We start from the raw sequence: 24,018 nt of genomic DNA, 5'->3' as shown, positions 1-24,018 counted from the left end.
GAGCTGCGATGAAAACCATCAATTTCATGGGCGTGCGCAATGTCGCGTTCGCCATTACCGTACTCCTCACCGTGCTGGCATTGGTCAGCTGGTGGCAGAAAGGCCTTAACTTCGGCCTGGACTTCACCGGCGGTACGCTGATCGAGCTGACCTACGAGCGCCCGGCTGACCTGAAGGCGGTGCGCGCCGAGCTGAACGATTCTGGCTTCCATGAAGCCATCGTGCAGAGCTTTGGTGCCACCACCGACCTGCTGGTGCGCATGCCGGGTGATGACCCACAATTGGGCAACAAGGTGGCTGCCGCGCTGCAGAAGGCGGGCGGGGACAACCCGGCCACGCTCAAGCGCGTCGAGTTCGTGGGGCCGCAAGTGGGTGAAGAGCTGCGCGACCAGGGTGGCATGGGCATGCTGCTGGCGTTGGGCGGCATCCTCATCTACCTGGCGTTCCGCTTCCAGTGGAAGTTCGCCGTGGGTGCGATCATTTCGCTGATCCACGACGTGGTGGTCACCCTGGGTATTCTGTCGTTCTTCCAGATCACCTTCGACCTGACCGTGCTGGCGGCCGTGCTGGCGATCATCGGTTACTCGCTGAACGACACCATCGTGGTATTCGACCGGGTACGTGAAAACTTCCGGGTGATGCGCAAGGCGTCGTTGATCGAGAACATCAACGTGTCCACCACCCAGACCCTGCTGCGTACCATCGCCACGTCGGTGTCTACCTTGCTGGCCATCGCTGCGCTGCTGTTCTTCGGCGGCGACAACCTGTTCGGCTTCTCGTTGGCGCTGTTCATTGGTGTGATGGCGGGTACCTACTCGTCGATCTACATCGCCAACGTGGTGTTGATCTGGCTGAACCTGAACAGCGAAGACCTGATCCCGCCGGCCAAGGCCGAGGGCGTGGACGACCGCCCGTAACGGAATCTTCCTTCCGTTGGGCAGGCAAAAGGGCGCAAGTATTGAACTCGCGCCCTTTTTTTTGCTCCAAGGCAGGGAGAAGGCGGGCACAGCCCCGTATGTACGATCAGGAGGTTCACGTGAATAAATCAATGCTGGTGGGTGCGGTTCTGGGTGCTGTCGGTGTTACCGCCGGAGGTGCTGTGGCGACCTACAGCTTGGTGAACAAAGGGCCTGAATATGCCCAGGTCACTGACGTGCAGCCGATCAAGCAGCAGGTCAAGACGCCGCGCGAAGTGTGCAAGGACGTTACCGTCACCCGTCAGGCCCCGGTGAAAGACCAGCACCAGATTGCAGGTACTGTGGTGGGTGCGCTGGCCGGTGGCCTGTTGGGTAACCAGATCGGTGGCGGCACCGGCAAGAAGATCGCGACGGTGGCCGGTGCGGTAGGTGGCGGTTACGCCGGCAACAAGGTGCAGGAAGGCATGCAGCAGCGTGACACCTACACCACCACGCAAACCCGCTGCAACACGGTCAATGACATCAGTGAGAAGGTGGTGGGGTATAACGTGAAGTACACCATCGGCGACCAGGTCGGCCATGTGAAGATGGACCGCGAGCCCGGCTCGACCATTCCGTTGGACAAGAACGGCAAGTTGATTTTGAGTGATGCTGGCCAGTGATTGATGTGGCGTGAGCTGGCCTCTTCGTGGGTAAACCCACTCCTGCTAGAGGGCGTTTATTAGCGAATAGGCAGGTTCAGGCTCCACAAAGGCATCAGGCACAAAAAAGCACCCCGAGGGGTGCTTTTTGCATTTCGGCGATCTGCGCTTAGCGCTTCATGCTCTCTGGCAGGTGCGGCTGGATAGCCGTCAGTACTGCCTTGAAGCACTTGATGTTGCCGGCAACGATGTGACCTTTTTCGAGGAAGTCGTGGCCCCCGTTGAAGTCGCTCACCAGGCCGCCAGCTTCCTGCACCAGCAGCACGCCTGCTGCCATGTCCCATTCCGACAGGCCCGATTCCCAGAAGGCATCGAAGCGGCCGGCGGCCACGTAGGCCAGGTCCAGGCTGGCAGAGCCGGCGCGGCGGATGCCGGCAGTTTGGCCGGTGAGGGCGCGGAACATACCCAGGTAGTTGTCCAGGTCGGCCATTTGGCTGTCACGGAACGGGAAACCGGTACCCAGCAGGGCGCCATCAAGGCTGGTGCGCGAGCTGACCCGCAGGCGACGGCCATTGAGCTGGGCGCCACGGCCGCGGCTGGCGGTGAATTCTTCCTGGCGAACCGGGTCGACGATGACGGCATGCTCCAGGCGGCCGCGGTATTTGCAGGCGATGCTGACGGCAAAGTGCGGGATGCCGCGCAGGAAGTTGGTGGTGCCGTCCAGCGGGTCGATGACCCACAGGTAGTCCTTGCCTTCCTCGCCGGAGCCGGCGTGCAGCCCGGTTTCCTCGCCCTGGATGGAGTGGTTCGGGTAGGCCTTGCGCAGGGCATTGACGATGCTTTGCTCGGCAGCGCGATCGACTTCGGAAACGTAGTCCTTGGCCTCTTTCTCATCGACCTTGATGCTATCCAGGCGTTCGATGGAGCGGAAAATCAGTTCACTGGCGCTGCGAGCGGCGCGCAGGGCGATATTCAGCATAGGCTGCATGGGCGGGTCACCTGGAGATGTTAAAGAAGAAAGCCGATCATTCTAGCAGAAAACTTTGACGGCAAAAGGGTCACATGCGCTTCCTTGGCGTTACGCCCGTCGGTTCTGTAAGATCGATGGCCCTGATTTCTGCATCTGTGAGCACAACACCTTGCTGCAAAATATTCGTGTTGTTCTGGTCAATACCAGCCACCCCGGCAACATCGGCGGCGCTGCGCGTGCCATGAAAAACATGGGCCTGACGCGCCTGGTGCTGGTGCAGCCCAAGGAATTCCCGGCAGCGGACGCCAGTGCCCGCGCGTCCGGTGCCGACGATGTGCTGGGCGCCGCCGTAGTGGTCGACAGCCTCGAACAGGCGTTAGTTGGCTGCAACCTGGTCATGGGTACCAGTGCCCGTGAGCGCAGTATCCCCTGGCCGCTGATCGGCCCCCGTGACTGCGGCGCCAAGGCCGTGGAGCACGCTGGCACCGGTGAGGAGGTCGCCCTGGTATTCGGGCGTGAACACGCCGGGCTGACCAACGAAGAACTGCAGCGATGTCACTTCCACGTGCACATTCCCTCCAACCCCGGCTTCAGTTCGCTGAACCTGGCCGCCGCCGTGCAGGTGCTTGCCTACGAGGTGCGCATGGCATGGCTGGCGGCCGAGCCCGCGCTGGGCAAGGTCGAAAAGGTTGATGCCAACGAGTTGGCAACCATGGACGAAATGGAGCTGTTCTACGACCACCTGGAAAAAACCCTGGTGGGTATCGGCTTCCTCGACCCGGAGAAACCCAAGCACCTCATGCCGCGCTTGCGCAGGCTGTATGGTCGGGTAGCGGTCGAGCGTTCGGAAATGAGCATTTTGCGCGGCATCCTCACCGAGACCCAGAAAGTGGTCCGTGGCGAGCCGCATAAACGGAAGGACTGACAGATGTTCGAACGCCTGCGTGAAGATATTCAAAGCGTTTTCCACCGTGACCCGGCTGCCCGCAACGCCTTCGAAGTGCTGACCTGCTACCCGGGCATGCATGCCATCTGGCTGCACCGCCTGGGCAATGCCCTGTGGAAACGCGACTTCAAGTGGCTGGCGCGGCTGGTGTCCAACTTCGGGCGCTGGCTGACCGGCATCGAGATTCACCCCGGCGCCACCATTGGCCGGCGTTTCTTCATCGATCATGGCATGGGCATCGTCATCGGTGAAACGGCCGAGATCGGCGACGATGTCACCCTCTACCAAGGCGTCACCCTGGGCGGTACCAGCTGGAACAAGGGCAAGCGCCACCCCACCCTGGAAAACGGCGTGGTGGTAGGGGCGGGGGCCAAGGTGCTGGGGCCCTTCACGGTAGGTGCCGGGGCCAAGATCGGTTCCAATGCGGTGGTGACCAAGGCGGTGCCGGCTGGCGCCACTGCGGTTGGCATCCCGGGGCGAATCATCGTCAAGAGCGAAGACACCGAGCTGGAAGCCCGGCGCAAGGCGATGGCGGAAAAGATCGGCTTCGACGCCTATGGCGTCAGCGGCGACATGCCAGACCCAGTCGCCCGTGCCATCGGTCAGATGCTCGACCACTTGCAAGCCGTGGACGAACGCCTGGAGGGTATGTGTGGTGCGCTGACCCGCATGGGCAGCGATTACTGCGCCAAGGAGCTGCCGGCGCTGCCGGAGGATGAGTTCACCGAGGCCGCCCAGTTGGCCCAGCGCGACGCTCGGTCGCATTGATTGCGCCACACCCGAAGCACGCCCCGGACAGGGGGCGTGTGCTAAACGCCCCCTGTCTGCTACAATCGCGCCGCCCTCCCGTGTGCAAACCCGACTAAAGCAGTAGGTCTAATAGTTGACTTAAATGCTCGGGAATCGCATACTCGCACACATCCCGAAACTCCCGTGGTACCCAATAGCCATGCGACTGACTACCAAAGGCCGATACGCCGTCACTGCCATGCTCGACCTGGCGTTGCACGCGCAGCATGGGCCGGTGTCTTTGGCGGACATTTCCGAGCGCCAGGGCATATCCCTCTCTTATCTGGAGCAGCTGTTCGCCAAGCTGCGCCGCAGCAGCCTGGTATCCAGCGTGCGCGGCCCGGGCGGCGGCTACCAGCTCTCGCGGGGCATGGAAACCATCCAGGTTGCCCAGGTCATCGACGCGGTCAACGAATCGGTCGATGCCACCCGTTGCCAGGGGCTCGGGGACTGCCACGCCGGTGATACCTGCCTGACCCACCACCTGTGGTGCGACCTCAGCCAGCAAATTCACGAATTCCTCAGCGGCATCAGCCTGGCCGACCTCGTCAAGCGCCGTGAGGTGCAGGAAGTCGCCCAGCGCCAGGACCTGCGCCGTGTCGCCGGCCTGTCTGCCCAGCTGGACAAGATTGAGACGTCCGCCGTCGATTGATCCCCCAGGGACGACGAGCGACGCCACCGCCTGATAGGAGAGAAAAATGAAGTTGCCGATCTACCTCGATTACTCCGCGACCACGCCGGTTGACCCACGCGTGGCCCAGAAGATGGCCGACTGCCTGACGGCGGACGGCAACTTCGGTAACCCTGCCTCGCGCTCCCACGTTTTCGGCTGGAAGGCCGAAGAAGCGGTCGAGCACGGCCGTCGCCAGGTTGCCGAACTGATCAATGCCGACCCGCGCGAGATCGTCTGGACCAGCGGTGCCACCGAGTCCGACAACCTCGCCCTCAAAGGTGTGGCGCACTTCTATCACACCAAGGGCAAGCACATCATCACCTCCAAGATCGAGCACAAGGCGGTCCTGGACACGGCTCGCCAGCTGGAGCGTGAAGGCTTTGAAGTGACCTACCTCGAGCCAGGCGCAGACGGCATCGTCACCCCGGCCATGGTCGAGGCGGTGCTGCGCGATGACACCATCCTGGTGTCGCTGATGCACGTGAACAACGAAGTCGGCTCGATCAACGACATCGCCGCCATCGGCGAACTCACCCGCTCGCGCGGTGTGCTGTTCCACGTCGACGCTGCGCAGTCCGCCGGCAAGGTCGAAATCGACCTGCAAAAGCTCAAGGTCGACCTGATGTCGTTCTCGGCGCACAAGGTGTACGGCCCCAAAGGGATCGGCGCGCTGTACGTCAGCCGCAAACCGCGGGTACGCCTCGAAGCCACCATTCATGGCGGTGGCCACGAGCGCGGCATGCGTTCGGGCACCCTGCCAACCCACCAGATCGTTGGCATGGGCGAAGCCTTCGCCATCGCCAAGCAGGAAATGGCCGCCGAGAACGTGCGCATCAAGGCCCTGAGCGATCGCTTCTTCAAGCAGGTGTCCAGCCTGGAAGAGCTGTACGTCAACGGCAGCCAGACTGCCCGTGTGCCGCACAACCTGAACCTGAGCTTCAACTATGTCGAAGGCGAGTCGCTGCTGATGTCGCTGAAGGACATTGCCGTATCGTCCGGTTCGGCCTGCACATCCGCTTCGCTCGAGCCTTCGTACGTACTGCGTGCGCTGGGCCGCAACGACGAGCTGGCGCACAGCTCGATCCGTTTCTCCTTCGGCCGCTTCACCACCGAGGCAGAAGTGGACTACGCCGCGCAGAAAGTCTGCGAGGCGGTGAACAAACTGCGTGAACTGTCGCCGCTGTGGGATATGTACAAAGACGGCGTTGACATCTCCAAGATCGAGTGGGCCGCCCACTAAGCAGTCGCCGGCAAGAGCGGCTCCCTGATGAGGAAGGAATTGCACCATGGCATACAGTGAAAAGGTCATCGACCACTACGAAAACCCGCGCAACGTCGGCAAGATGAATGCCGAGGACCCCGATGTCGGTACCGGCATGGTCGGCGCCCCTGCGTGTGGCGACGTGATGCGTCTGCAAATCAAGGTCAACGAGCAGGGCGTCATCGAAGACGCCAAGTTCAAGACCTACGGCTGCGGTTCGGCCATCGCTTCCAGCTCCCTGGCCACCGAGTGGATGAAGGGCAAGACCCTGGACGAAGCCGAAACCATCAAGAACACCCAGCTGGCCGAAGAACTGGCGTTGCCGCCGGTCAAGATCCACTGCTCGGTACTCGCCGAAGATGCCATCAAGGCAGCTGTACGCGATTACAAGCAGAAAAAAGGCTTGATCTAAGTCGCCTGTTGCGAGGTAAGGAGCTCTGATGGCTATCAGCATGACAGAAGCCGCCGCCAACCACGTGCGGCGTTCCCTGGAAGGGCGCGGCAAGGGTGAAGGCATTCGCCTGGGCGTGCGCACCACCGGCTGCTCGGGCCTGGCCTACGTGCTGGAGTTCGTCGACGAGCTGGCGGCGGAAGACGAGGTGTTCGAGAACCACGGTGTCAAGGTGATCATCGATCCCAAGAGCCTGGTCTACCTTGACGGTACCGAGCTGGACTTCGTCAAGGAAGGGTTGAACGAAGGCTTCAAGTTCAACAACCCCAACGTGCGCGGTGAGTGTGGCTGCGGCGAAAGCTTCAACGTCTGAGGCTGGCCGTGGGTACTCCTTGTCACTTCGCATTATTCGACCTGCAGCCAAGCTTCCGCCTGGATCTCGACGAGCTGGCCACTCGCTATCGCGCGTTGGCCCGTGATGTTCATCCTGATCGCTTTGCCGACGCTTCCGAGCGTGAGCAGCGCGTGGCGCTGGAAAAGTCCGCAGCCCTCAACGATGCGTACCAGACCTTGCGCAGCGCGCCGCGCCGCGCACGCTACCTGCTGGCCATCGGTGGCCACGAAGTGCCCCAGGAAGTCACGGTCCACGACCCGGACTTCCTGTTGCAGCAGATGCAGTGGCGTGAAGAGCTCGAAGAGCTGCAGGATGAAGCGGATCTCGACGGCGTTGCCGTGTTCAAGAAGCGCCTGAAGGTTGCCCAGGACACGCTGAACGACGATTTCGCCGCCTGCTGGGATGTTGCTGCAGAGCGCGAGCAGGCCGAGCGCCTGATGCGCCGCATGCAGTTCCTCGACAAGCTCGCCCAAGAAGTGCGCCAACTCGAAGAGCGCCTCGACGATTAACCCGGTGCTGCCCGTGATGGCACCTAAGGTACTCAGATAAGCATGGCCCTACTGCAGATTGCCGAACCCGGTCAAACCCCTCAGCCGCACCAGCGCCGCCTGGCGGTGGGAATCGACCTGGGTACTACCAATTCTCTGGTCGCTGCACTGCGCAGCGGTGTCAGCGAACCCCTGCCCGATGCGCAGGGCAATGTCATTCTGCCGTCGGCGGTGCGCTACCTCGAAGGGCGCAGCGAAGTCGGCCAGGCTGCACGTGATGCCGCCTCCAGCGACCCGTTCAATACCGTGCTCTCGGTCAAGCGCCTGATGGGGCGTGGGCTGGCCGACGTCAAGCAACTGGGTGAGCAACTGCCCTACCGCTTTGTTGGCGGCGAGTCGCACATGCCGTTCATCGATACCGTCCAGGGGCCCAAGAGCCCGGTGCAAGTGTCGGCGGACATCCTCAAGGTACTGCGCGAGCGTGCCGAGGCTACCCTTGGCGGCGACCTGGTGGGTGCGGTGATTACCGTGCCTGCCTACTTCGATGATGCCCAGCGCCAGGCTACCAAGGACGCTGCGCGCCTGGCCGGCCTGAACGTGCTGCGCCTGCTCAACGAGCCTACTGCCGCTGCCGTGGCCTACGGCCTGGACCAGAACGCCGAAGGCGTGGTGGCCATCTACGACCTGGGTGGCGGTACCTTCGATATCTCCATCCTGCGCCTGACCGCAGGTGTGTTCGAGGTGCTGGCCACTGGCGGTGATACTGCCTTGGGCGGTGACGATTTCGATCATGCCATTGCTGGCTGGATCATCGAGCAGGCGGGCCTGTCGTCCGACCTCGACCCGGCTACCCAGCGTGCCCTGCTGCAAGCTGCCTGCGCGGCCAAGGAAGCCCTCACCGACGCCGACGTGGTCGCGGTCAGCCATGGCGCCTGGCAGGGCGAGCTCAGCCGAGCGGCCTTCGACGCCATGATCGAGCCCATGGTCGCCCGCAGCCTCAAGGCCTGCCGCCGCGCCGTGCGTGACAGCGGTGTGGAACTCGAAGACGTCAGCGCCGTGGTCATGGTGGGCGGCTCTACCCGCGTGCCGCGCGTGCGCGAGGCGGTGGGTACGCTGTTTGGCCGTGCCCCGCTGACCTCGATCGACCCCGACCAGGTGGTGGCCATTGGCGCTGCCATCCAGGCCGATACCCTGGCCGGTAACCGCCGCGAAGGCGGTGAGCTGTTGCTGCTGGATGTGATCCCGCTGTCCCTGGGGCTTGAGACCATGGGCGGGCTGATGGAGAAGGTGATCCCGCGCAATACCACCATCCCGGTGGCCCGCGCCCAGGAATTCACCACCTACAAGGATGGCCAGACGGCCATGATGATCCACGTGCTGCAGGGTGAGCGCGAGCTCATCAGCGACTGCCGCTCGCTGGCCCGTTTTGAGCTGCGCGGCATTCCGGCCATGGTTGCCGGTGCTGCGAAAATCCGCGTGACCTTCCAGGTGGACGCCGATGGCCTGCTCAGCGTCGCGGCGCGCGAACTGGCCTCGGGCGTGGAGGCGAGCATTCAGGTGAAGCCGTCTTACGGCCTGACCGACGGTGAAATCGCCCGCATGCTCAAAGACTCCTTCCAGCATGCCGGCACCGACAAGCAGGCACGTCAGCTGCGCGAGCACCAGGTGGACGGCGAGCGCCTGCTGGAGGCGGTACAAGGCGCCCTGGACGCCGATGGCGAGCGCCTGCTCAGCGGCGAAGAGCGCCAGGCTATCGAATTCCAGATGCAAGAACTACGTGATTTGCTGGCCGGCACTGATGGCGCTGCCATCGAGCAACAGACCAAGCGTCTGTCGCAGGTGACCGATGCATTTGCCGCCCGTCGCCTTGATTCGACGGTCAAAGCCGCACTGGCCGGGCGCAACCTGAATGAGATCGAGGAGTAATCGATGCCGCTGGTGACATTCCTGCCGCATGAGAAGTTCTGCCCTGAAGGGCTGACCGTGGAGGTGCCGGCCGGGACCAATATCCTGGAGCTGGCCCACGATCATCACATCGAGATGGAAAGTGCCTGTGGTGGGGTCAAGGCCTGCACCACCTGCCACTGCATCGTGCGCAAGGGCTTCGACTCCCTTGAAGAAGCCGACGAGCTGGAAGAGGACATGCTGGACAAGGCCTGGGGCCTGGAAGCCCAGTCGCGCCTGGGTTGCCAGGTGGTGGTGAAGGACCAGGACCTCACCATCGAGATCCCCAAGTATTCGCTCAACCATGCTGCCGAAGCACCGCACTGAGGGCCAGTACATGAGTCTGAAATGGGTTGATGTACTTGATATCGCCATCGAGCTTGCAGAAAGCAAGCCTGACGTTGATCCTCGTTATGTGAATTTCGTCGACCTGCACCGCTGGGTGCTGGCATTGCCAGGCTTCAGCGACGATCCGTCACGCGGCGGTGAGAAAGTGCTCGAAGCTATCCAGGCCGCCTGGATCGACGAAGCCGATTAAGCGTTATCTGCAGGTTAGGCAATCCCCCGGAACCCGCGTATAATTCGCGGGTTTAATTTTTCGCAACACTCATATTCTGGAGTTATCCATGGCTGTTCAACGTACCTTCTCCATCATCAAGCCTGACGCCGTTGCCAAGAACGTCATCGGCAAGATCACCAGCCGCTTCGAAGAAGCCGGCCTGAAAATCGTTGCCTCGAAAATCAAGCAACTGTCCAAGGCCGAAGCTGAAGGCTTCTACGCCGAGCACAGCGAGCGCGGCTTCTTCGGTGACCTGGTTGCCTTCATGACTTCCGGCCCGGTAGTTGTTCAGGTTCTGGAAGGCGAGAATGCCATCGCCAAGAACCGTGAGCTGATGGGTGCCACCAACCCTAAAGAAGCTGCCGCCGGTACCATCCGTGCCGACTTCGCCGAGTCCATCGACGCCAATGCCGTTCACGGTTCGGACTCCGAAGCTGCTGCTGCTCGCGAAATCGCTTACTTCTTCGCTGCTACCGAGGTAACCACTCGCTAAGCGAAAGCTTACGGGTGAGGGTGAATCCATGACGACATCTACTGGCAAAATCAACCTGTTGGGTCTGACCCAGCCGGAAATGGAACAATTCTTCGACTCGATCGGGGAGAAACGCTTCCGTGCCGGCCAGGTGATGAAATGGATTCACCATTTTGGCGTCGATGATTTCGCCGCCATGACGAACGTCGGCAAGGTCTTGCGCGAAAAGCTCGAGGCCGTTGCCGAAATTCGCCCACCGGAAGTGGTCAGTGAAGACATTTCCGCTGACGGTACCCGCAAATGGGTCATCCGCGTTGCCTCCGGCAGCTGCGTCGAAACCGTCTACATCCCTACCGACGATCGCGGCACCCTGTGCGTGTCGTCGCAAGCCGGCTGTGCCCTGGACTGCAGCTTCTGCTCCACCGGCAAGCAAGGCTTCAACAGCAACCTCACTGCCGCCGAAGTGATCGGCCAGGTGTGGCTTGCCAACAAATCCTTCGGGACCGTCCCCGCCAAGATCGACCGCGCGATTACCAACGTGGTCATGATGGGCATGGGCGAGCCCTTGCTTAACTTCGACAACGTCATCGCCGCCATGAAAATCATGATGGATGACCTTGGCTACGGCATCTCCAAGCGTCGCGTCACCCTGTCCACCTCGGGCGTGGTGCCGATGATCGATGAGCTGGCCAAGCACATCGATGTGTCGCTGGCCCTGTCGCTGCACGCGCCCAACGACGAGTTGCGCAACAAGCTGGTACCGATCAACAAGAAGTACCCGCTGAAGATGCTGCTGCAATCGTGCATGGGCTACATGGACACCCTGGGTGGCAAGCGCGTGCTCACCATCGAGTACACGCTGCTCAAGGATGTCAACGATCAGCCCGAGCATGCTGCACAGATGATCGAACTGCTGCGCGATGTGCCGTGCAAGATCAACCTGATCCCGTTCAACCCGTTCCCGCACTCGGGCTACGAGCGGCCGAGCAACAATGCCATTCGTCGCTTCCAGGACATGCTGCACCACGGTGGTTTCAACGTTACCACCCGTACCACCCGTGGCGAAGACATCGACGCGGCCTGTGGTCAGTTGGTCGGCCAGGTCAACGACCGCACCCGCCGCAGCGAGCGTTACATTGCCGTGCGTCAGCTTTCGGCTGATGTGGAGCGCCAAGACAGCCCCGCCAGCCACTGACCGGTACTTTGCCCATGACCCTGCGCGCCGCGCTGTCGATCCTTGCGCTCCTGCTGCTGGCCGGTTGCGTGTCGGGCGGCACCGGCGACCCGCTGGCCAGCCGCGAGGGCAGGGCGCAAGCGGGGCGCGCCTACGTGCAGCTGGGCCTGGGTTATTTGCAACAGGGTTTGACCGGGCAGGCAAAGGTGCCACTGGGCCAGGCGCTGGCACTGGACAACCACGACAGCGATGCCCACGCGGCTTTGGCGCTGGTTTACCAGGCTGAAGGTGAGCCCGCCCTGGCCGAGCGGCATTTTCGCCAGGCCCTGCAGGCCAGTACCGGCACCACACGAATTCGCAACAATTACGGCAGTTTCCTTTATGCTCAGGGGCGATTTGCCGAGGCCGAGCAGATGTTTCGCCTGGCCAGCGCCGATACCCTGTATCCTGAGCGCTCGCGTGTGTTCGAGAACCTCGGCCTGACTGCCCTGCGGCTCAATCGCCGCGACCAGGCGCACGCCTATTTGCACAAAGCACTGCAGTTGGACCAACGGCAGCCGAAAGCCTTGCTGGAAATGGCTGAGTTGTCCTACGAAAACAGGCATTATGTGCCGGCCCGGGACTACTACGATCGTTTCAGCCAGCTGAGCGACCACGACGCCCGTAGCTTGTTGCTGGGTAGCCGCCTTGCCAGGGTCTTCGACCAACAAGGCACATTGGCCGAGCTGGGCCAGCAATTACAACGACTTTATCCCGGTACGCCGGAATATCAGCAATACCTGTCGGAGCAACGATGAACGCCGCGCATCCCGAAGTAGCCGTAGCGCCTGGCCAGAACCCCGGTGAGCTTTTGCGCCTGGCCCGTGAAAAACGGGACTGGTCCCAAGCCGAGGTGGCCCGCAAGCTCAACCTCACCCTCAGTTCGTTGAACCATGTGGAAACCGGCGCCTTCGACAAGCTGCCGGGGCACACCTTCGCCCGTGGCTATATCCGTGCCTACGCCAAGCTGATGGACCTGGACCAGGCCGCGCTGGTCGAGGCCTTCGACCGCTACACCGGCACCCACGCCAAGGGCAGCGACGTGCACTCGCTGGGCCGCATCGAGGAGCCCATGCGCCTGTCCCATAACATTCTGCGCGGCGTCAGCCTGCTGCTGCTGTTGGCGGTGGTAGGGGGCGGCTTCGCCTGGTGGCAGGACCAGGGCAGCCAGCGTGGCAAGGACCTGTCGAAGATCGCCCTTGAACACGTCGAGGTCGAAAGCGCAGACGGCACCACCCAGATCCACCCGCTCGATGAGCCTGAAGACCAGGCGGTTTCGGCAGGGCAGCAGCCCGAGAGCGCGCCGTTGCCTTTGGAGCAGAACACGGCCGGCCAGCAAGCCGCCACTGCCGAACAGGCGCCTGCGGCCGCCACGGCCCCGGCCAGCAGCCCGGCCACGGTGCAACAGGCACCTGCCCCCAGCACCGTCAGCCCAACCGTGGCGGCACCCAGTGCACCGGCTACCCCTGCGCCATCGGCCGAGGCCGCTGCTCAACCAGCCGCCGTGCCAGCGGGCAGTGCAAAGGTCGCCATCCAGTTCGTGGCCGATTGCTGGACCCAGGTTTCCGATGGCAACGGCAAGGTGCTGTTCAGCGCCATCAAGCGCAAGGGGGACAACCTCGAACTGACCGGCAAGCCGCCCTTCGCGGTACGCCTGGGCTTTGCCCGTGGCGCCCAGGTCAGCTACAACGGCCAGCCCGTCGACGTTGCCCCGTTCACCAGTGGCGAAACCGCTCGCCTGAAGTTGGGACAGTAACTCATGCACGGCGAATCCCCGATCAAACGTCGCGAATCCCGCAAAATCTGGGTCGGCAATGTGCCGGTGGGTGGTGATGCCCCCATTGCAGTACAGAGCATGACCAACACCGACACCAACGATGTGGCGGCTACCGTCGGGCAGATCCAGCGTCTGGTCGATGCCGGCGTCGACATCGTTCGCGTCTCGGTACCGGACATGGACGCCGCCGAGGCCTTCGGCCGCATCAAGCAGCAGGTCAGCGTCCCGTTGGTGGCCGACATCCACTTCGACTACAAGATTGCCCTGCGCGTGGCCGAACTGGGTGTGGACTGCCTGCGTATCAACCCGGGCAACATCGGCCGTGAGGACCGTGTGCGGGCTGTAGTGGATGCCGCCCGCGACCGGGGTATCCCGATCCGTATCGGCGTCAACGCAGGCTCCCTGGAGAAGGACCTGCAGAAGAAGTACGGCGAACCGACCCCGGCTGCGCTGGTAGAGTCGGCGTTGCGCCATGTGGAGCATCTCGATCGCCTGAACTTCCAGGACTTCAAGGTCAGCGTCAAGGCCTCCGATGTATTCATGGCCGTCGAAGCCTATCGCCTGCTGGCCAAGCAGATCGTGCAGCCATTGCACCTGGGCATCACCGAAGCCGGCGGCCTGCGCTCGGGGACGGTGAAATCTGCGGTGGGCCTCGGTATGCTGCTTGCCGAAGGCATTGGCGATACCATCCGTATTTCGCTTGCGGCCGACCCGGTCGAGGAAGTGAAGGTCGGTTACGACATTCTCAAGTCGCTGCACCTGCGTTCGCGTGGCATCAACTTCATCGCCTGCCCGAGCTGCTCGCGGCAGAACTTCGATGTGGTCAAGACCATGAACGAGCTGGAGGGGCGGCTGGAAGACCTGCTGGTACCGCTGGACGTTGCAGTAATCGGTTGCGTGGTCAACGGCCCCGGTGAAGCCAAGGAATCCCATGTGGGCCTGACGGGTGGTACGCCGAACCTGGTGTACATCGACGGCAAGCCGGCACAGAAGCTCACCAATGACAACTTGGTGGATGAGCTGGAAAAGCTCATTCGCCAGAAAGCGGCCGAAAAGGCCGAAGCCGACGCGGCACTGATTGCCCGTGGCTGATACACAGAATTCGTAAGGACTATTCGTGAGCAAATCGCTGCAAGCCATCCGTGGCATGAACGACATCCTGCCAGAACAGTCGCCGCTGTGGCGCTACTTCGAGGGTACCGTTGCCGGCCTGCTGGACACCTACGGGTACAGCCAGATCCGCACGCCCATCGTGGAGTTCACCGAGCTGTTCAAACGCTCCATCGGCGAAGTGACCGACATCGTCGAAAAGGAGATGTACACCTTCGAGGACCGCAACGGCGATTCGCTGACTCTGCGCCCCGAGGGCACGGCAGCGTGCGTACGTGCGGTGCTGGAGCATGGCATCACCGGCAACGGCCAGGTGCAGAAACTGTGGTACATCGGCCAGATGTTCCGCCACGAGCGCCCACAGAAAGGCCGCTACCGCCAGTTCCACCAGATCGGTGTGGAAGTGTTCAACCTGGACGGCCCGGACATCGATGCCGAACTGATCATGCTCACCTGGCGCCTGTGGGGCCTGCTGGGCATCCAGGACGCGGTCAAGCTGGAACTCAACAGCCTGGGCACCAGCGAAGCACGGGCCCGCTACCGTGATGCGCTGGTCGAGTTCCTCTCGGCGCGCCTGGAGCAGCTCGACGAAGACAGCCAGCGTCGCCTCAAGAGCAACCCGCTGCGCATCCTCGACAGCAAGGACACGAACACTCAGGCGGTACTGGTGGGCGCACCGAAGCTCGAAGACTACCTGGACGAAGAATCGCGGGTGCACTTCGAAGGCCTCAAGGCGCGCCTGGACGCTGCCGGTATCCCGTTCCAGCTCAATACCAAGCTGGTGCGTGGCCTGGACTACTACAGCAAGACCGTCTTCGAGTGGGTCACCGACAAACTCGGCGCCCAAGGCACGGTGTGTGCGGGTGGGCGTTACGATGGCCTGGTCGAGCAGATGGGTGGCAAGCCGACCCCCGGCGTTGGTTTCGCCATGGGTATCGAACGCCTGATCCTGCTGCTGGAAACGCTCGGCAAGGTGCCTGAATCCATCAGCCGTCAGGTTGACGTCTACCTGTGCGCCTTCGGCGAGCAGGCCGAGCTGGCCGGGTTGCGCCTGTCGGAACAGTTGCGCGATCGCCTGCCGGGCCTGCGCCTGGCGGTGAACGCCGGTGCTGGCAGCTTCAAGAGCCAGTTCAAGAAGGCCGACAAGAGTGGCGCGCTGTTCGCCCTGATTCTCGGCGACGACGAACTGGCCAGCCAGCAGATCGGCTTCAAGCCCCTGCGCGGTCAGGGCGAACAACAGAACATTGCCTGGGATGCTCTTGCAGAGCACCTGGAAACCGCGATCGCCCAGGCGTAACGCGGTTCAACAAGCGAATAGGCGAAAAGGAGTATTGGGGTGTCGAGTACCGATGATGAACTGGTAGGGGTCAAGGACTGGTGGAACCGCAACGGCAAGCCGCTGCTGACCGGCGCCCTGTTGGCGGGTGTGGTGGTGCTGGGCTGGAATACCTGGCACAAGTACCAGAACAACCAGTCGCAAGGTGCTTCGCAGCTGTACCAGGCCTTGCTGGAAACCAGCCTGACGCCTAGCGGCCAGCCTGACGCGACCAAGGTTGCGGAACTGGCCGGCAAGCTCAAGAGCGAGTTCGGCGGTACCGCCTATGCCCAGTACGGTAGCCTGTTCGTGGCCAAGGTGGCGGTAGAAACCGGCAAACTTGACGACGCCGCTGCCGAGCTCAAGTCTGTGGTGGACAAGCCCGCCGATACCACCCTGGGCGAGATTTCCCGCCAGCGCCTGGCCCGGGTGATGGCTGCTCAGAACAAGGCCGAGGATGCCCTGAAGCTGCTGGACGGTGACGCTGACAAGGCGTTTCTGGCCAGCCGTGAAGAGTTGAAGGGTGACCTGCTGGTGCAGCTGGGGCGCGCTGACGACGCCCACAGCGCTTACGAAAAAGCCAAGGCTGCGCTGTCCGACGAGGCGGCGGTCGGTGGCTTGCAATTGAAGCTGGATGATCTGGCCAAAGGGGACGCGTAAGTGATCGGTTGGAAACAAGCAGCAGTGCTGACCTTGGCCGTACTGGCCGCAGGTTGCAGCAGCAACAGCAAGAAGGAACTGCCCCCGGCCGAGCTGACCAAGTTCACCGAGGAAGTGGTGCTGAAAAAGCAGTGGAGCCGTTCGATTGGTGACGGCCAGGGCGAAACCTACAACACCCTGGTGCCGGCCATTGAAAACGACCGCATCTACGCGTCCGACGTGAAGGGCGACGTTTATGCCCTTGATCGCATCACCGGTAACGTGGTGTGGAACAAGGACCTTGACCTGCCAGTGTCCGGCGCTGTCGGCGTGGGCTATGGCCTGGTGATGCTCGGCACCCTCAAGGGTGAAGTGATCGCCCTGGACTCGAGCACCGGTGAAGAGCGCTGGCGTTCGCGGGTGACCAGCGAAGTACTGGCGCCGCCTGCCAACAACGGTGATGTGGTCGTTGTACAAACCCAGGACGATCGCCTGATCGGCCTGGATGCGGCTACCGGTGATCGTCGCTGGATCTACGAAAGCAGCCCCGCCGTGCTGACACTGCGTGGCACCGGCGCGCCAATCGCCACCAACCGCCTGGCCGTGGCCGGCCTGTCCACCGGCAAGGTGGTTGCGGTGGATATCAACAACGGCGTACCCGTGTGGGAAAGCCGCGTGGCCATTCCCAAGGGCCGCTCCGAGCTGGACCGTGTCGTGGATATCGACGGCGGGTTGCTGCTCTCCGGTGGTACCCTGTACGTCAGTACCTATCAGGGCCGCGTTGCGGGCCTGGACCTGGAAAGCGGCCGCGTGATCTGGCAGCGCGACGCCTCCAGCTATGTGGGTGTGGCCCAGGGCTTCGGCAACGTCTACGTCAGCGAAGCGTCCGGTACCGTCGAAGGGGTGGACGAGCGTTCTTCCAGCGCCATCTGGTCCAACGATGCCATGGCTCGCCGGCAGCTTACCGCCCCCGAGGTGTACAGCAGCTACGTGGCAGTGGGTGACTTCGAAGGCTACCTGCACCTGCTGAGCCAGGTCGATGGTCGCTTCGTTGGCCGTGAGCGTATCGACAGCGATGGCCTGCGCGCCCGACCACTGGTGGTCGGCGACACCATCTATGTATTTGGCAACAGCGGCAAGCTCGAGGCACTGACCATCCGCTGAAGCTATGCTTGAAGCCTTGATAGGGCTTCAGGCCGCGGCGTAGGACACGCCGCCCGAACTCCGGCCGCTGCCTTGCAGCGGCCTTTGCATTTTCAAGAATTCAAGAGTGGAGAGCCAATGGTTCCCGTAATTGCCCTGGTGGGCCGCCCGAACGTTGGCAAATCCACCATGTTCAACCGCCTGACCAAAACCCGCGATGCCATCGTCGGTGACCTGTCGGGCCTGACCCGTGACCGCCAGTATGGTGATGCCAGCTGGCAGGGTCGCTCCTTCATCCTGATCGATACCGGTGGTATTACCGGTGACGAAGTGGGCATGGACGAAAAGATGGCCGAGCAGTCGCTGATGGCCATCGAAGAGGCCGACTATGTGCTGTTCCTGGTGGATGCCCGTGCCGGCATGACTGCCGCCGACCAGATGATTGCCGAGCACCTGCGCAAGCGCAACAAAGAAGCGATTCTGGTCGCCAACAAGATCGACAACATCGACGCCGATGTTGCCCGCGCCGAATTCTCGCCGCTGGGCATGGGCAATGCCATTCCGGTAGCAGGTTCCCAGGGGCGCGGTATCAACGCCTTGATGGAAGCCGTGCTGGGCCACATCCCGCGCGACCAGGTCGAAGAGGCGCTGGACGCCGACGTGGCCGAAGGCGAAGAGGCCGTGCGCATTCCGGGCCCGAGCGAGAAGGATGGGATCAAGATCGCCATCATCGGCCGCCCCAACGTGGGCAAGTCGACGCTGGTAAACCGCATGCTTGGCGAAGAGCGTGTGGTGGTGTACGACCAGCCAGGCACTACCCGTGACAGTATCTATATTCCGTTCGAGCGTGATGGTGACAAGTACACCTTCATCGACACGGCGGGTGTGCGCAAGCGCGGCAAGATCCACGAGGAAGTCGAGAAGTTCTCGGTGGTGAAGACGCTGCAGGCGATCAAGGACGCCAACGTGGTCATCTTCGTCATGGATGCCCGCGAAGGGGTGGTTGACCACGACCTCAACCTGCTGGGCTTTGCCCTGGAAGCGGGCCGTGCCATTGTCATCGCCCTGAATAAGTGGGACGGCATGGAGCCGGGTGAGCGCGACTACGTGAAGACCGAGCTGGAGCGCCGGCTGTTCTTCGTCGATTTCGCCGACATCCACTTCATCTCGGCGTTGCACGGCACTGGGGTAGGCCACCTGTACAAGTCGGTGCAGGCTGCGTTCCTGTCTGCGGTCACCCGCTGGCCGACCAGCCGCCTGACCCAGATCCTCGAGGATGCGGTCAGCGAACACCAGCCGCCGCTGGTCAACGGCCGCCGCATCAAGCTGCGCTATGCCCACCTGGGTGGCGCCAACCCGCCGCTGATCGTGATCCACGGCAACCAGACCGACAAGATTCCGAAGTCGTACTCCCGTTACCTGGAAAACACCTACCGCCGGGTACTGAAGCTGGTCGGTACGCCGATCCGCATTGAGTACAAGGGTGGTGACAACCCGTACGAAGGCAAGAAAAACACCCTGACCGACCGCCAGGTCAACAAGAAACGCCGCTTGATGTCCCACCACAAAAAAGCCGAGAAAAAACGCCGCGACAAGCGGTAAAGCAGCTGCGAGCTGCAAGCGGCAAGCTGCAAGTAAAAGCAGACCGCGTTATCTTTGCTTTTTCTTGCAGCTTCAAGCTCGCGGCTCACGGCTTGAAGCTTGGAGCTTGAAGCTTGAAGCTTGAAGCTTGTAGCTTGCCGCTAGGAAAGGGGGGAGACATGATCAGCAGTAAACTGCCGGATGTCGGCACTACCATTTTCACGACCATGTCTCAGCTTGCCGCGCAGACGGGTGCGCTGAACCTGTCGCAAGGTTTCCCTGACTTCAATGGGCCACAGGCGCTGCTCGACGCGGTAGGGCGCCATGTGGCTGCCGGGCACAACCAGTATTCGCCGATGACCGGTTTGCCTGCGCTGCGTCAGCAGGTGGCGGGCAAGGTGCAGCGGTTGTATGGCGCCCAGGTCGATGCCGACCAGGAAGTGACCATCACGCCCGGTGCCACCGAGGCGATTTTCTGCGCCATCCAGGCGATGGTTCACCCCGGTGACGAGGTGATCGTCTTTGACCCTTGCTACGACAGCTACGAACCCTCCGTGCAACTGGCGGGTGGGCGCTGTGTGCACGTGCAGCTTGGTGACGGTGACTTTCGTATCGACTGGCAGCGGTTCGCGGATGCCCTGAGCCCGCGTACCCGCATGGTCATTCTCAACTCGCCGCACAACCCCAGCGGCGCGCTGGTCACTCACGAAGACCTGAACCAGCTCGCTGCACTGATCGGCGAGCGCGACGTGTTCGTGGTCAGCGATGAAGTCTACGAACACCTGGTGTACGACGGTGTCCGCCATGCCAGCGTGCTGGCCCATGAGCAGTTGTACCGGCGCGCGTTCGTGGTCAGTTCGTTCGGCAAGACCTACCACGTCACTGGCTGGAAGACCGGCTACGTGATCGCACCGCCAGCGCTCAGCGCAGAACTGCGCAAGGTGCACCAGTACGTGAACTTCTGCGGCGTCACCCCGCTGCAGTGTGCCCTGGCCGACTTCATGGCCGCGCACCCTGAACATGTCGAGCAGTTGCCGGCGTTCTACCAGGCCAAGCGCGACCTCTTCTGCGGTTTACTGGCGAGTTCGCGGTTTACGTTCACACCCACCGCAGGCACCTATTTCCAGCTGGTGGACTACGCGCGCATACGCCCCGACCTGGACGATGTGCAGATGTCGCTGTGGCTCACCCGCGAGCACGGGGTGGCGACCATCCCCGTGTCGGTGTTCTACCAGCAGGCCATCACCGGGCAGCGCCTGGTGCGCCTGTGCTTTGCCAAACGAGAGGAGACGCTGCGCCAGGCAGCGGAGAAACTATGCGCGATTTGAGTACGCTGCCGAATCTGAAAATTGCCTTGGTGCAAACCACACTCGCCTGGCACGACCGCGAGGCCAACTACGCGCATTTCGAAGTGCTGCTGGAGCAAGTGGGCGAGGTGGACCTGGTGATCCTGCCAGAAATGTTCACCACAGGGTTTTCGATGCAGTCCGAAAGCCTGGCCGAGCAGGAAAACGGGCCAACCTACAAGTGGTTGAAGGCCCAGGCCAGGAAGCACGGCGCGGTGATCACCGGTAGCGTCATCATTCAGGCAGCCGACGGTAGCCATCGCAACCGCTTGCTGTGGGCGCGGCCGGATGGTGAGATCCTGCATTACGACAAGCGTCACCTGTTCCGCATGGCCGGTGAGCACAAGCATTACACCCCAGGGGAGCGTCAGGTGCAGTTCGAGCTCAAGGGCTGGCGTATCCGCCCGCTGATTTGCTACGACCTTCGCTTCCCGGTGTGGAGCCGCGATGCCCAGGACACCGACCTGCTGCTGTACACCGCCAACTGGCCCGCTGCGCGTCGCCAGCACTGGAACCGCCTGTTGCCGGCGCGGGGCATCGAGAACCTGTGCTATGTGGCTGCGGTAAACCGCGTGGGCACCGACGGCAAAGGGTTTGCGTATTCCGGCGACAGCCAGGTGCTGGATTTTCAGGGCGAAAGCCTGTTGAGCGCGGGCGAGGCGGATGGCGTGTTCACGGTGGTGCTCAGCGCAGCGGAGTTGGCCGCTTACCGCACCAAATTCCCGGCCAACCTGGACGCCGACACCTTCGACTTGCATTGACTGGCGGCTGCTGTCGGCAGGTACCGGGCTACCCTAGTACACATCCCGCCGATAGCGCCCGTCCTCGATCAGTTGCTGCACAGCTGCCTCGCCCAGTATGCCGTTGAGCGCCGCATCCACACCCGCGGCCATGCCTTGCAGGCTGCCGCAGACATAGATGCAGGCACCCTCGGCCACCCAGCGCCGCAGTTCATCGGCCTGCTGCAGCAATACATCCTGCACGTACACCTTTTCTGCCTGGTCACGGGAGAAGGCCAGGTCCAGGCGCGTGAGGTCGCCACTGGCCAGCCAGCTTTGCAGCTCACTGCCACACAGCAGGTCATGTGCCCGATTACGCTCGCCGAATAGCAGCCAGTTGCGCTGCTCGCCCGCGCTGATCCGTGCGCGAACCAGGCTGCGTAACCCCGCAAGGCCAGTGCCATTGCCAATCAGCACCATCGGCGCGGCAGTTTCCGGGAGGTGGAAGCCGCTGTTGCGGCGCAGGCGCAGGCTGAGTGAGCCATTCAGGGGCAGGTATTCGGTCAGCCAGCCCGAGCCCAGGCCCAGTTGCCCATCGGTGTGTCGCTCCTGGCGCACAATCAGCTCCAGCACGCCGTCGCTGGCGATGGAGGCAATCGAGTACTCGCGGGTGCCGATGGGCACCAGTGCCTCCACCAGTGCCTGCGCGTGCAGGCCCACCAAGTGATCCCGGCGCACCGGCAACTGCCGGCCCGCCAGCGCCTGGGCCAAGGTTTCGGTCAGGCCGCCTATTTGCACCGGGGCCATGGCATCCAGCGCCAGGCCCTTGAGAAATGCCTCGACCCGGCAAGGCCCGTTGAGCGGCAGGATCTCCACCAGGTCGCCGGCTTCCCAAGTAGCAGGCTCCTGCGGCTGCAAGCCCAGCAGGTAGACCGGCTGCCCCAGGCTGCCCGGGTTCAACAGTGTGCGGCTGACCAGTGACCAGCTACCGAAGCTCGGCGGTTGCCACGCTGTCACCGGCTCCGCCCCGGTCAGACGTGTCAGTGCCTGCTGCCATTGCTGCAAGGCCGCAGGGTCGGCGCTGTCCACTTCGACCGGGCTGAATGCGCAGGAGGCCCCACGCTCACCCAGCCACCCCTGCAGGCGGCGGGCGAAGCCGCAGAAGTGTGGATACTGACGGTCGCCGAGGGCGAGCAGGGCATAGTTGAGGTGGTTCAGTGCCAAGGCCTTGCCCAGTACATTGCGCTCGAAGCCCCGGGCGCTGTCCGGCGCCTCACCGTCACCGAAGGTGCTGACCACGAACACGGCACGCCTGGCCTGGCGCAAATCCTCCTCTTTCAGTGTACCCAGCGCCCGCACCTGCACAGCCAGGCCTGCCGCCTGAAGCTGGGCGGCGGTCTGCCAGGCCAACTGCTCGGCAAAGCCGCTCTGGCTGGCGAAACCGACGAGCCAGCCGTCGCCCGCCGTGCTCGCCGTGGCTACATTACCCCGGGCTGCGCGTACCTGGCGCTGCTTGCGGCGCCGGTCCAGGTACAACAGCCAGCCGGTGATGAAGAACACCGGCATGGTCAGGCTGGCGATGGTCAGGGCGATACGCCCCACCAGGCCGAAGTACTCGCCCACGTGCAGGGCATAGACACTCTGCAGCAGCTGGGCCTTGAACGACTTGTCGGTGTAGCGCTCATGGCGCTGCACCTGGCCGTTGGCCGGGTCCAGCACCAGTGTATTGAAGGCCCGGGGGTGCTCGGCATCGGCCTGCAGGTAGAACAGGTTGGCGGGTTGCCCACCCACAGGTGGCAGGCGCAGGTTGTAGCTGGCCAGCCCAGGGCCGGCAGCGTTGCTGAGGGTAGCCCAGATGGCGTCGTAATCGACCACCAGCGGCGGGGCGTTCTTGTCGACGTGCTGGGGGCCGTGGCGGCCACGGCCTTCGCCGCGTTTTTGCTGCTGGCTTGCGGCCGGGGCATCGGCCAGCAACCTGTTGAGGCCCTCCCGGTACCATTCGTAGGACCAGAACAAACCGGTAAGCGCGAACAGCAGATAGAACAGCAGGCACCAGGTACCGGCCACGGCGTGCAGGTCCCAATTGAATGCGCGGCCTTTCTTGGCCCAGTCGAAGGTAAGCCAGGTGCGCCAGTCCAGGGCCTTGCGTGGCCAGCGCAGGTACAGCCCGGACAAACAGAAGAACACCAGCATCAGGGTGCAGGCGCCGGTGATCTGGCGACCGGTGTCACCCATGGCCAGAAACCGGTGCAGGTTGAGCATCAGGCTGAAGAAGCCTTGGCCCACCACGTCCCCCTTCAGTTCACCGGTGTAAGGGTCGGCATAGCGCAGTTCGCCACGGCGCTCGCCTGGCGCGGGGGTGAAGAATACGCGGGCTGCATCGCCCTCGCGCACATCTACCCACAGCATTGCCACCTTGTCCTGCTGCTGGGCCTCCACGCGTTTGACCAGCTCGGCAGGCGGCAATACACCTTCGGGCCGCACCTCGACCCGCAGCACTTCGCCATTGAACGCGCGTAGCAGTTCTTCTTGGAACGAATACAGGGCGCCGGTGATGCCCATCAACGCCAGCACCAACCCGGCGGTGATGCCAAACAACCAGTGCAGTTGGAACAGCGTCTTCTTCACCACCATCGATCACCCTGTGTACGGCCGCATAGGCGCGGCGCCCGGGGATGTTAATGGAAGTGATAGTGGCCAGCAATTGAGATTGGTTAACATTCGTGAGGC

General features: G+C 62.7%; 25 protein-coding genes. 23 read left to right on the top strand and 2 right to left on the bottom strand.

Annotated elements, in window-relative coordinates; genetic code table 11:
• Positions 1 to 8: 8 nt before the first annotated feature.
• Both secF and APH25_RS13365 read left to right on the top strand, forming a co-directional pair.
• The gene (secF, locus tag APH25_RS13370; protein ID WP_028631599.1) at positions 9 to 917 is read left to right on the top strand and encodes a protein translocase subunit SecF; all 909 of its coding nucleotides are present in this window, start codon (positions 9 to 11) and stop codon (positions 915 to 917) included.
• Positions 918 to 1,036: 119 nt separating this feature from the next.
• Positions 1,037 to 1,579 (top strand): glycine zipper 2TM domain-containing protein, encoded by a 543-nt coding sequence (locus APH25_RS13365; RefSeq protein ID WP_060482267.1) that lies wholly within the window; start codon positions 1,037 to 1,039, stop codon positions 1,577 to 1,579.
• Between the two features lie 148 nt (positions 1,580 to 1,727).
• On the opposite strand, the gene suhB is transcribed toward APH25_RS13365, so the two are convergent.
• Positions 1,728 to 2,546 carry an inositol-phosphate phosphatase gene (gene suhB, locus APH25_RS13360; RefSeq protein ID WP_028631597.1) on the bottom strand — a complete coding sequence of 273 codons (819 nt, stop codon included), beginning with the start codon at positions 2,544 to 2,546 and terminating at the stop codon, positions 1,728 to 1,730.
• A 151-nt stretch (positions 2,547 to 2,697) separates the two neighbouring features.
• Here suhB and trmJ point away from each other — a divergent pair, with 151 nt between their 5' ends.
• From trmJ to APH25_RS13255, 21 genes are all read left to right on the top strand, one after another.
• On the top strand, positions 2,698 to 3,453 hold the full coding sequence (trmJ, locus tag APH25_RS13355) for a tRNA (cytosine(32)/uridine(32)-2'-O)-methyltransferase TrmJ (RefSeq protein ID WP_060482254.1): 756 nt from the start codon (positions 2,698 to 2,700) through the stop codon (positions 3,451 to 3,453).
• Positions 3,454 to 3,456: 3 nt separating this feature from the next.
• Positions 3,457 to 4,242, top strand: a complete 786-nt coding sequence (gene cysE, locus APH25_RS13350; RefSeq protein WP_028631595.1) for a serine O-acetyltransferase — start codon at positions 3,457 to 3,459, stop codon at positions 4,240 to 4,242.
• 181 nt (positions 4,243 to 4,423) lie between these two features.
• Positions 4,424 to 4,915, top strand: a complete 492-nt coding sequence (iscR, locus tag APH25_RS13345; protein ID WP_028631594.1) for a Fe-S cluster assembly transcriptional regulator IscR — start codon at positions 4,424 to 4,426, stop codon at positions 4,913 to 4,915.
• Between the two features lie 46 nt (positions 4,916 to 4,961).
• Entirely contained in the window at positions 4,962 to 6,176 is a 1,215-nt protein-coding gene (locus APH25_RS13340; RefSeq protein ID WP_060482253.1) for an IscS subfamily cysteine desulfurase, read from the top strand.
• Positions 6,177 to 6,222: 46 nt separating this feature from the next.
• Positions 6,223 to 6,609 (top strand): Fe-S cluster assembly scaffold IscU, encoded by a 387-nt coding sequence (gene iscU, locus APH25_RS13335; RefSeq protein WP_003248539.1) that lies wholly within the window; start codon positions 6,223 to 6,225, stop codon positions 6,607 to 6,609.
• Positions 6,610 to 6,637: 28 nt separating this feature from the next.
• A complete protein-coding gene (iscA, locus tag APH25_RS13330) occupies positions 6,638 to 6,961 on the top strand; it encodes an iron-sulfur cluster assembly protein IscA (RefSeq protein WP_028631592.1) in 324 nt (107 codons plus the stop codon).
• An 8-nt stretch (positions 6,962 to 6,969) separates the two neighbouring features.
• Entirely contained in the window at positions 6,970 to 7,491 is a 522-nt protein-coding gene (gene hscB / locus APH25_RS13325; protein ID WP_028631591.1) for a co-chaperone HscB, read from the top strand.
• A 42-nt stretch (positions 7,492 to 7,533) separates the two neighbouring features.
• Positions 7,534 to 9,396, top strand: coding sequence for a Fe-S protein assembly chaperone HscA (gene hscA, locus APH25_RS13320; RefSeq protein ID WP_060482252.1), 1,863 nt, complete (start codon positions 7,534 to 7,536; stop codon positions 9,394 to 9,396).
• A 3-nt stretch (positions 9,397 to 9,399) separates the two neighbouring features.
• On the top strand, positions 9,400 to 9,741 hold the full coding sequence (gene fdx, locus APH25_RS13315; protein WP_028631589.1) for an ISC system 2Fe-2S type ferredoxin: 342 nt from the start codon (positions 9,400 to 9,402) through the stop codon (positions 9,739 to 9,741).
• Between the two features lie 10 nt (positions 9,742 to 9,751).
• Complete coding sequence (gene iscX, locus APH25_RS13310) at positions 9,752 to 9,952, top strand: Fe-S cluster assembly protein IscX (protein WP_028631588.1); 201 nt, start codon at positions 9,752 to 9,754, stop codon at positions 9,950 to 9,952.
• A gap of 88 nt (positions 9,953 to 10,040) precedes the next feature.
• Positions 10,041 to 10,466, top strand: a complete 426-nt coding sequence (ndk, locus tag APH25_RS13305) for a nucleoside-diphosphate kinase (protein ID WP_028631587.1) — start codon at positions 10,041 to 10,043, stop codon at positions 10,464 to 10,466.
• A 28-nt stretch (positions 10,467 to 10,494) separates the two neighbouring features.
• On the top strand, positions 10,495 to 11,640 hold the full coding sequence (gene rlmN / locus APH25_RS13300) for a 23S rRNA (adenine(2503)-C(2))-methyltransferase RlmN (RefSeq protein WP_060482251.1): 1,146 nt from the start codon (positions 10,495 to 10,497) through the stop codon (positions 11,638 to 11,640).
• Positions 11,641 to 11,654: 14 nt separating this feature from the next.
• Positions 11,655 to 12,416, top strand: a complete 762-nt coding sequence (gene pilW, locus APH25_RS13295; protein ID WP_060482250.1) for a type IV pilus biogenesis/stability protein PilW — start codon at positions 11,655 to 11,657, stop codon at positions 12,414 to 12,416.
• Complete coding sequence (locus APH25_RS13290; protein WP_028631584.1) at positions 12,413 to 13,414, top strand: RodZ domain-containing protein; 1,002 nt, start codon at positions 12,413 to 12,415, stop codon at positions 13,412 to 13,414. The genes pilW and APH25_RS13290 overlap by 4 nt, the downstream gene beginning before the upstream one ends.
• A gap of 3 nt (positions 13,415 to 13,417) precedes the next feature.
• Positions 13,418 to 14,527: a flavodoxin-dependent (E)-4-hydroxy-3-methylbut-2-enyl-diphosphate synthase gene (gene ispG, locus APH25_RS13285; protein ID WP_028631583.1), complete on the top strand. Its 1,110-nt coding sequence runs from the start codon at positions 13,418 to 13,420 to the stop codon at positions 14,525 to 14,527.
• 25 nt (positions 14,528 to 14,552) lie between these two features.
• Positions 14,553 to 15,842, top strand: coding sequence for a histidine--tRNA ligase (hisS, locus tag APH25_RS13280; protein WP_060482249.1), 1,290 nt, complete (start codon positions 14,553 to 14,555; stop codon positions 15,840 to 15,842).
• A 39-nt stretch (positions 15,843 to 15,881) separates the two neighbouring features.
• Entirely contained in the window at positions 15,882 to 16,520 is a 639-nt protein-coding gene (locus tag APH25_RS13275; RefSeq protein WP_060482248.1) for a tetratricopeptide repeat protein, read from the top strand.
• Positions 16,521 to 17,663, top strand: coding sequence for an outer membrane protein assembly factor BamB (gene bamB / locus APH25_RS13270; protein WP_060482247.1), 1,143 nt, complete (start codon positions 16,521 to 16,523; stop codon positions 17,661 to 17,663).
• A 117-nt stretch (positions 17,664 to 17,780) separates the two neighbouring features.
• Positions 17,781 to 19,244, top strand: coding sequence for a ribosome biogenesis GTPase Der (gene der / locus APH25_RS13265; protein WP_060482246.1), 1,464 nt, complete (start codon positions 17,781 to 17,783; stop codon positions 19,242 to 19,244).
• A gap of 158 nt (positions 19,245 to 19,402) precedes the next feature.
• The gene (locus APH25_RS13260) at positions 19,403 to 20,551 is read left to right on the top strand and encodes a pyridoxal phosphate-dependent aminotransferase (RefSeq protein ID WP_060482245.1); all 1,149 of its coding nucleotides are present in this window, start codon (positions 19,403 to 19,405) and stop codon (positions 20,549 to 20,551) included.
• Positions 20,539 to 21,330, top strand: a complete 792-nt coding sequence (locus APH25_RS13255) for an amidohydrolase (RefSeq protein WP_060482244.1) — start codon at positions 20,539 to 20,541, stop codon at positions 21,328 to 21,330. Before APH25_RS13260 ends, APH25_RS13255 begins: the two co-directional genes overlap by 13 nt.
• 33 nt (positions 21,331 to 21,363) lie before the next feature.
• Here APH25_RS13255 and APH25_RS13250 read toward each other — a convergent pair whose 3' ends face one another.
• Complete coding sequence (locus APH25_RS13250) at positions 21,364 to 23,919, bottom strand: sulfite reductase flavoprotein subunit alpha (protein ID WP_060482266.1); 2,556 nt, start codon at positions 23,917 to 23,919, stop codon at positions 21,364 to 21,366.
• Positions 23,920 to 24,018: the final 99 nt, after the last annotated feature.

The organism is Pseudomonas sp. NBRC 111119, from assembly GCF_001320125.1.
GTDB lineage: Bacteria > Pseudomonadota > Gammaproteobacteria > Pseudomonadales > Pseudomonadaceae > Aquipseudomonas > Aquipseudomonas parafulva.
This window is presented reverse-complemented; position numbering and strand designations above follow the sequence as displayed.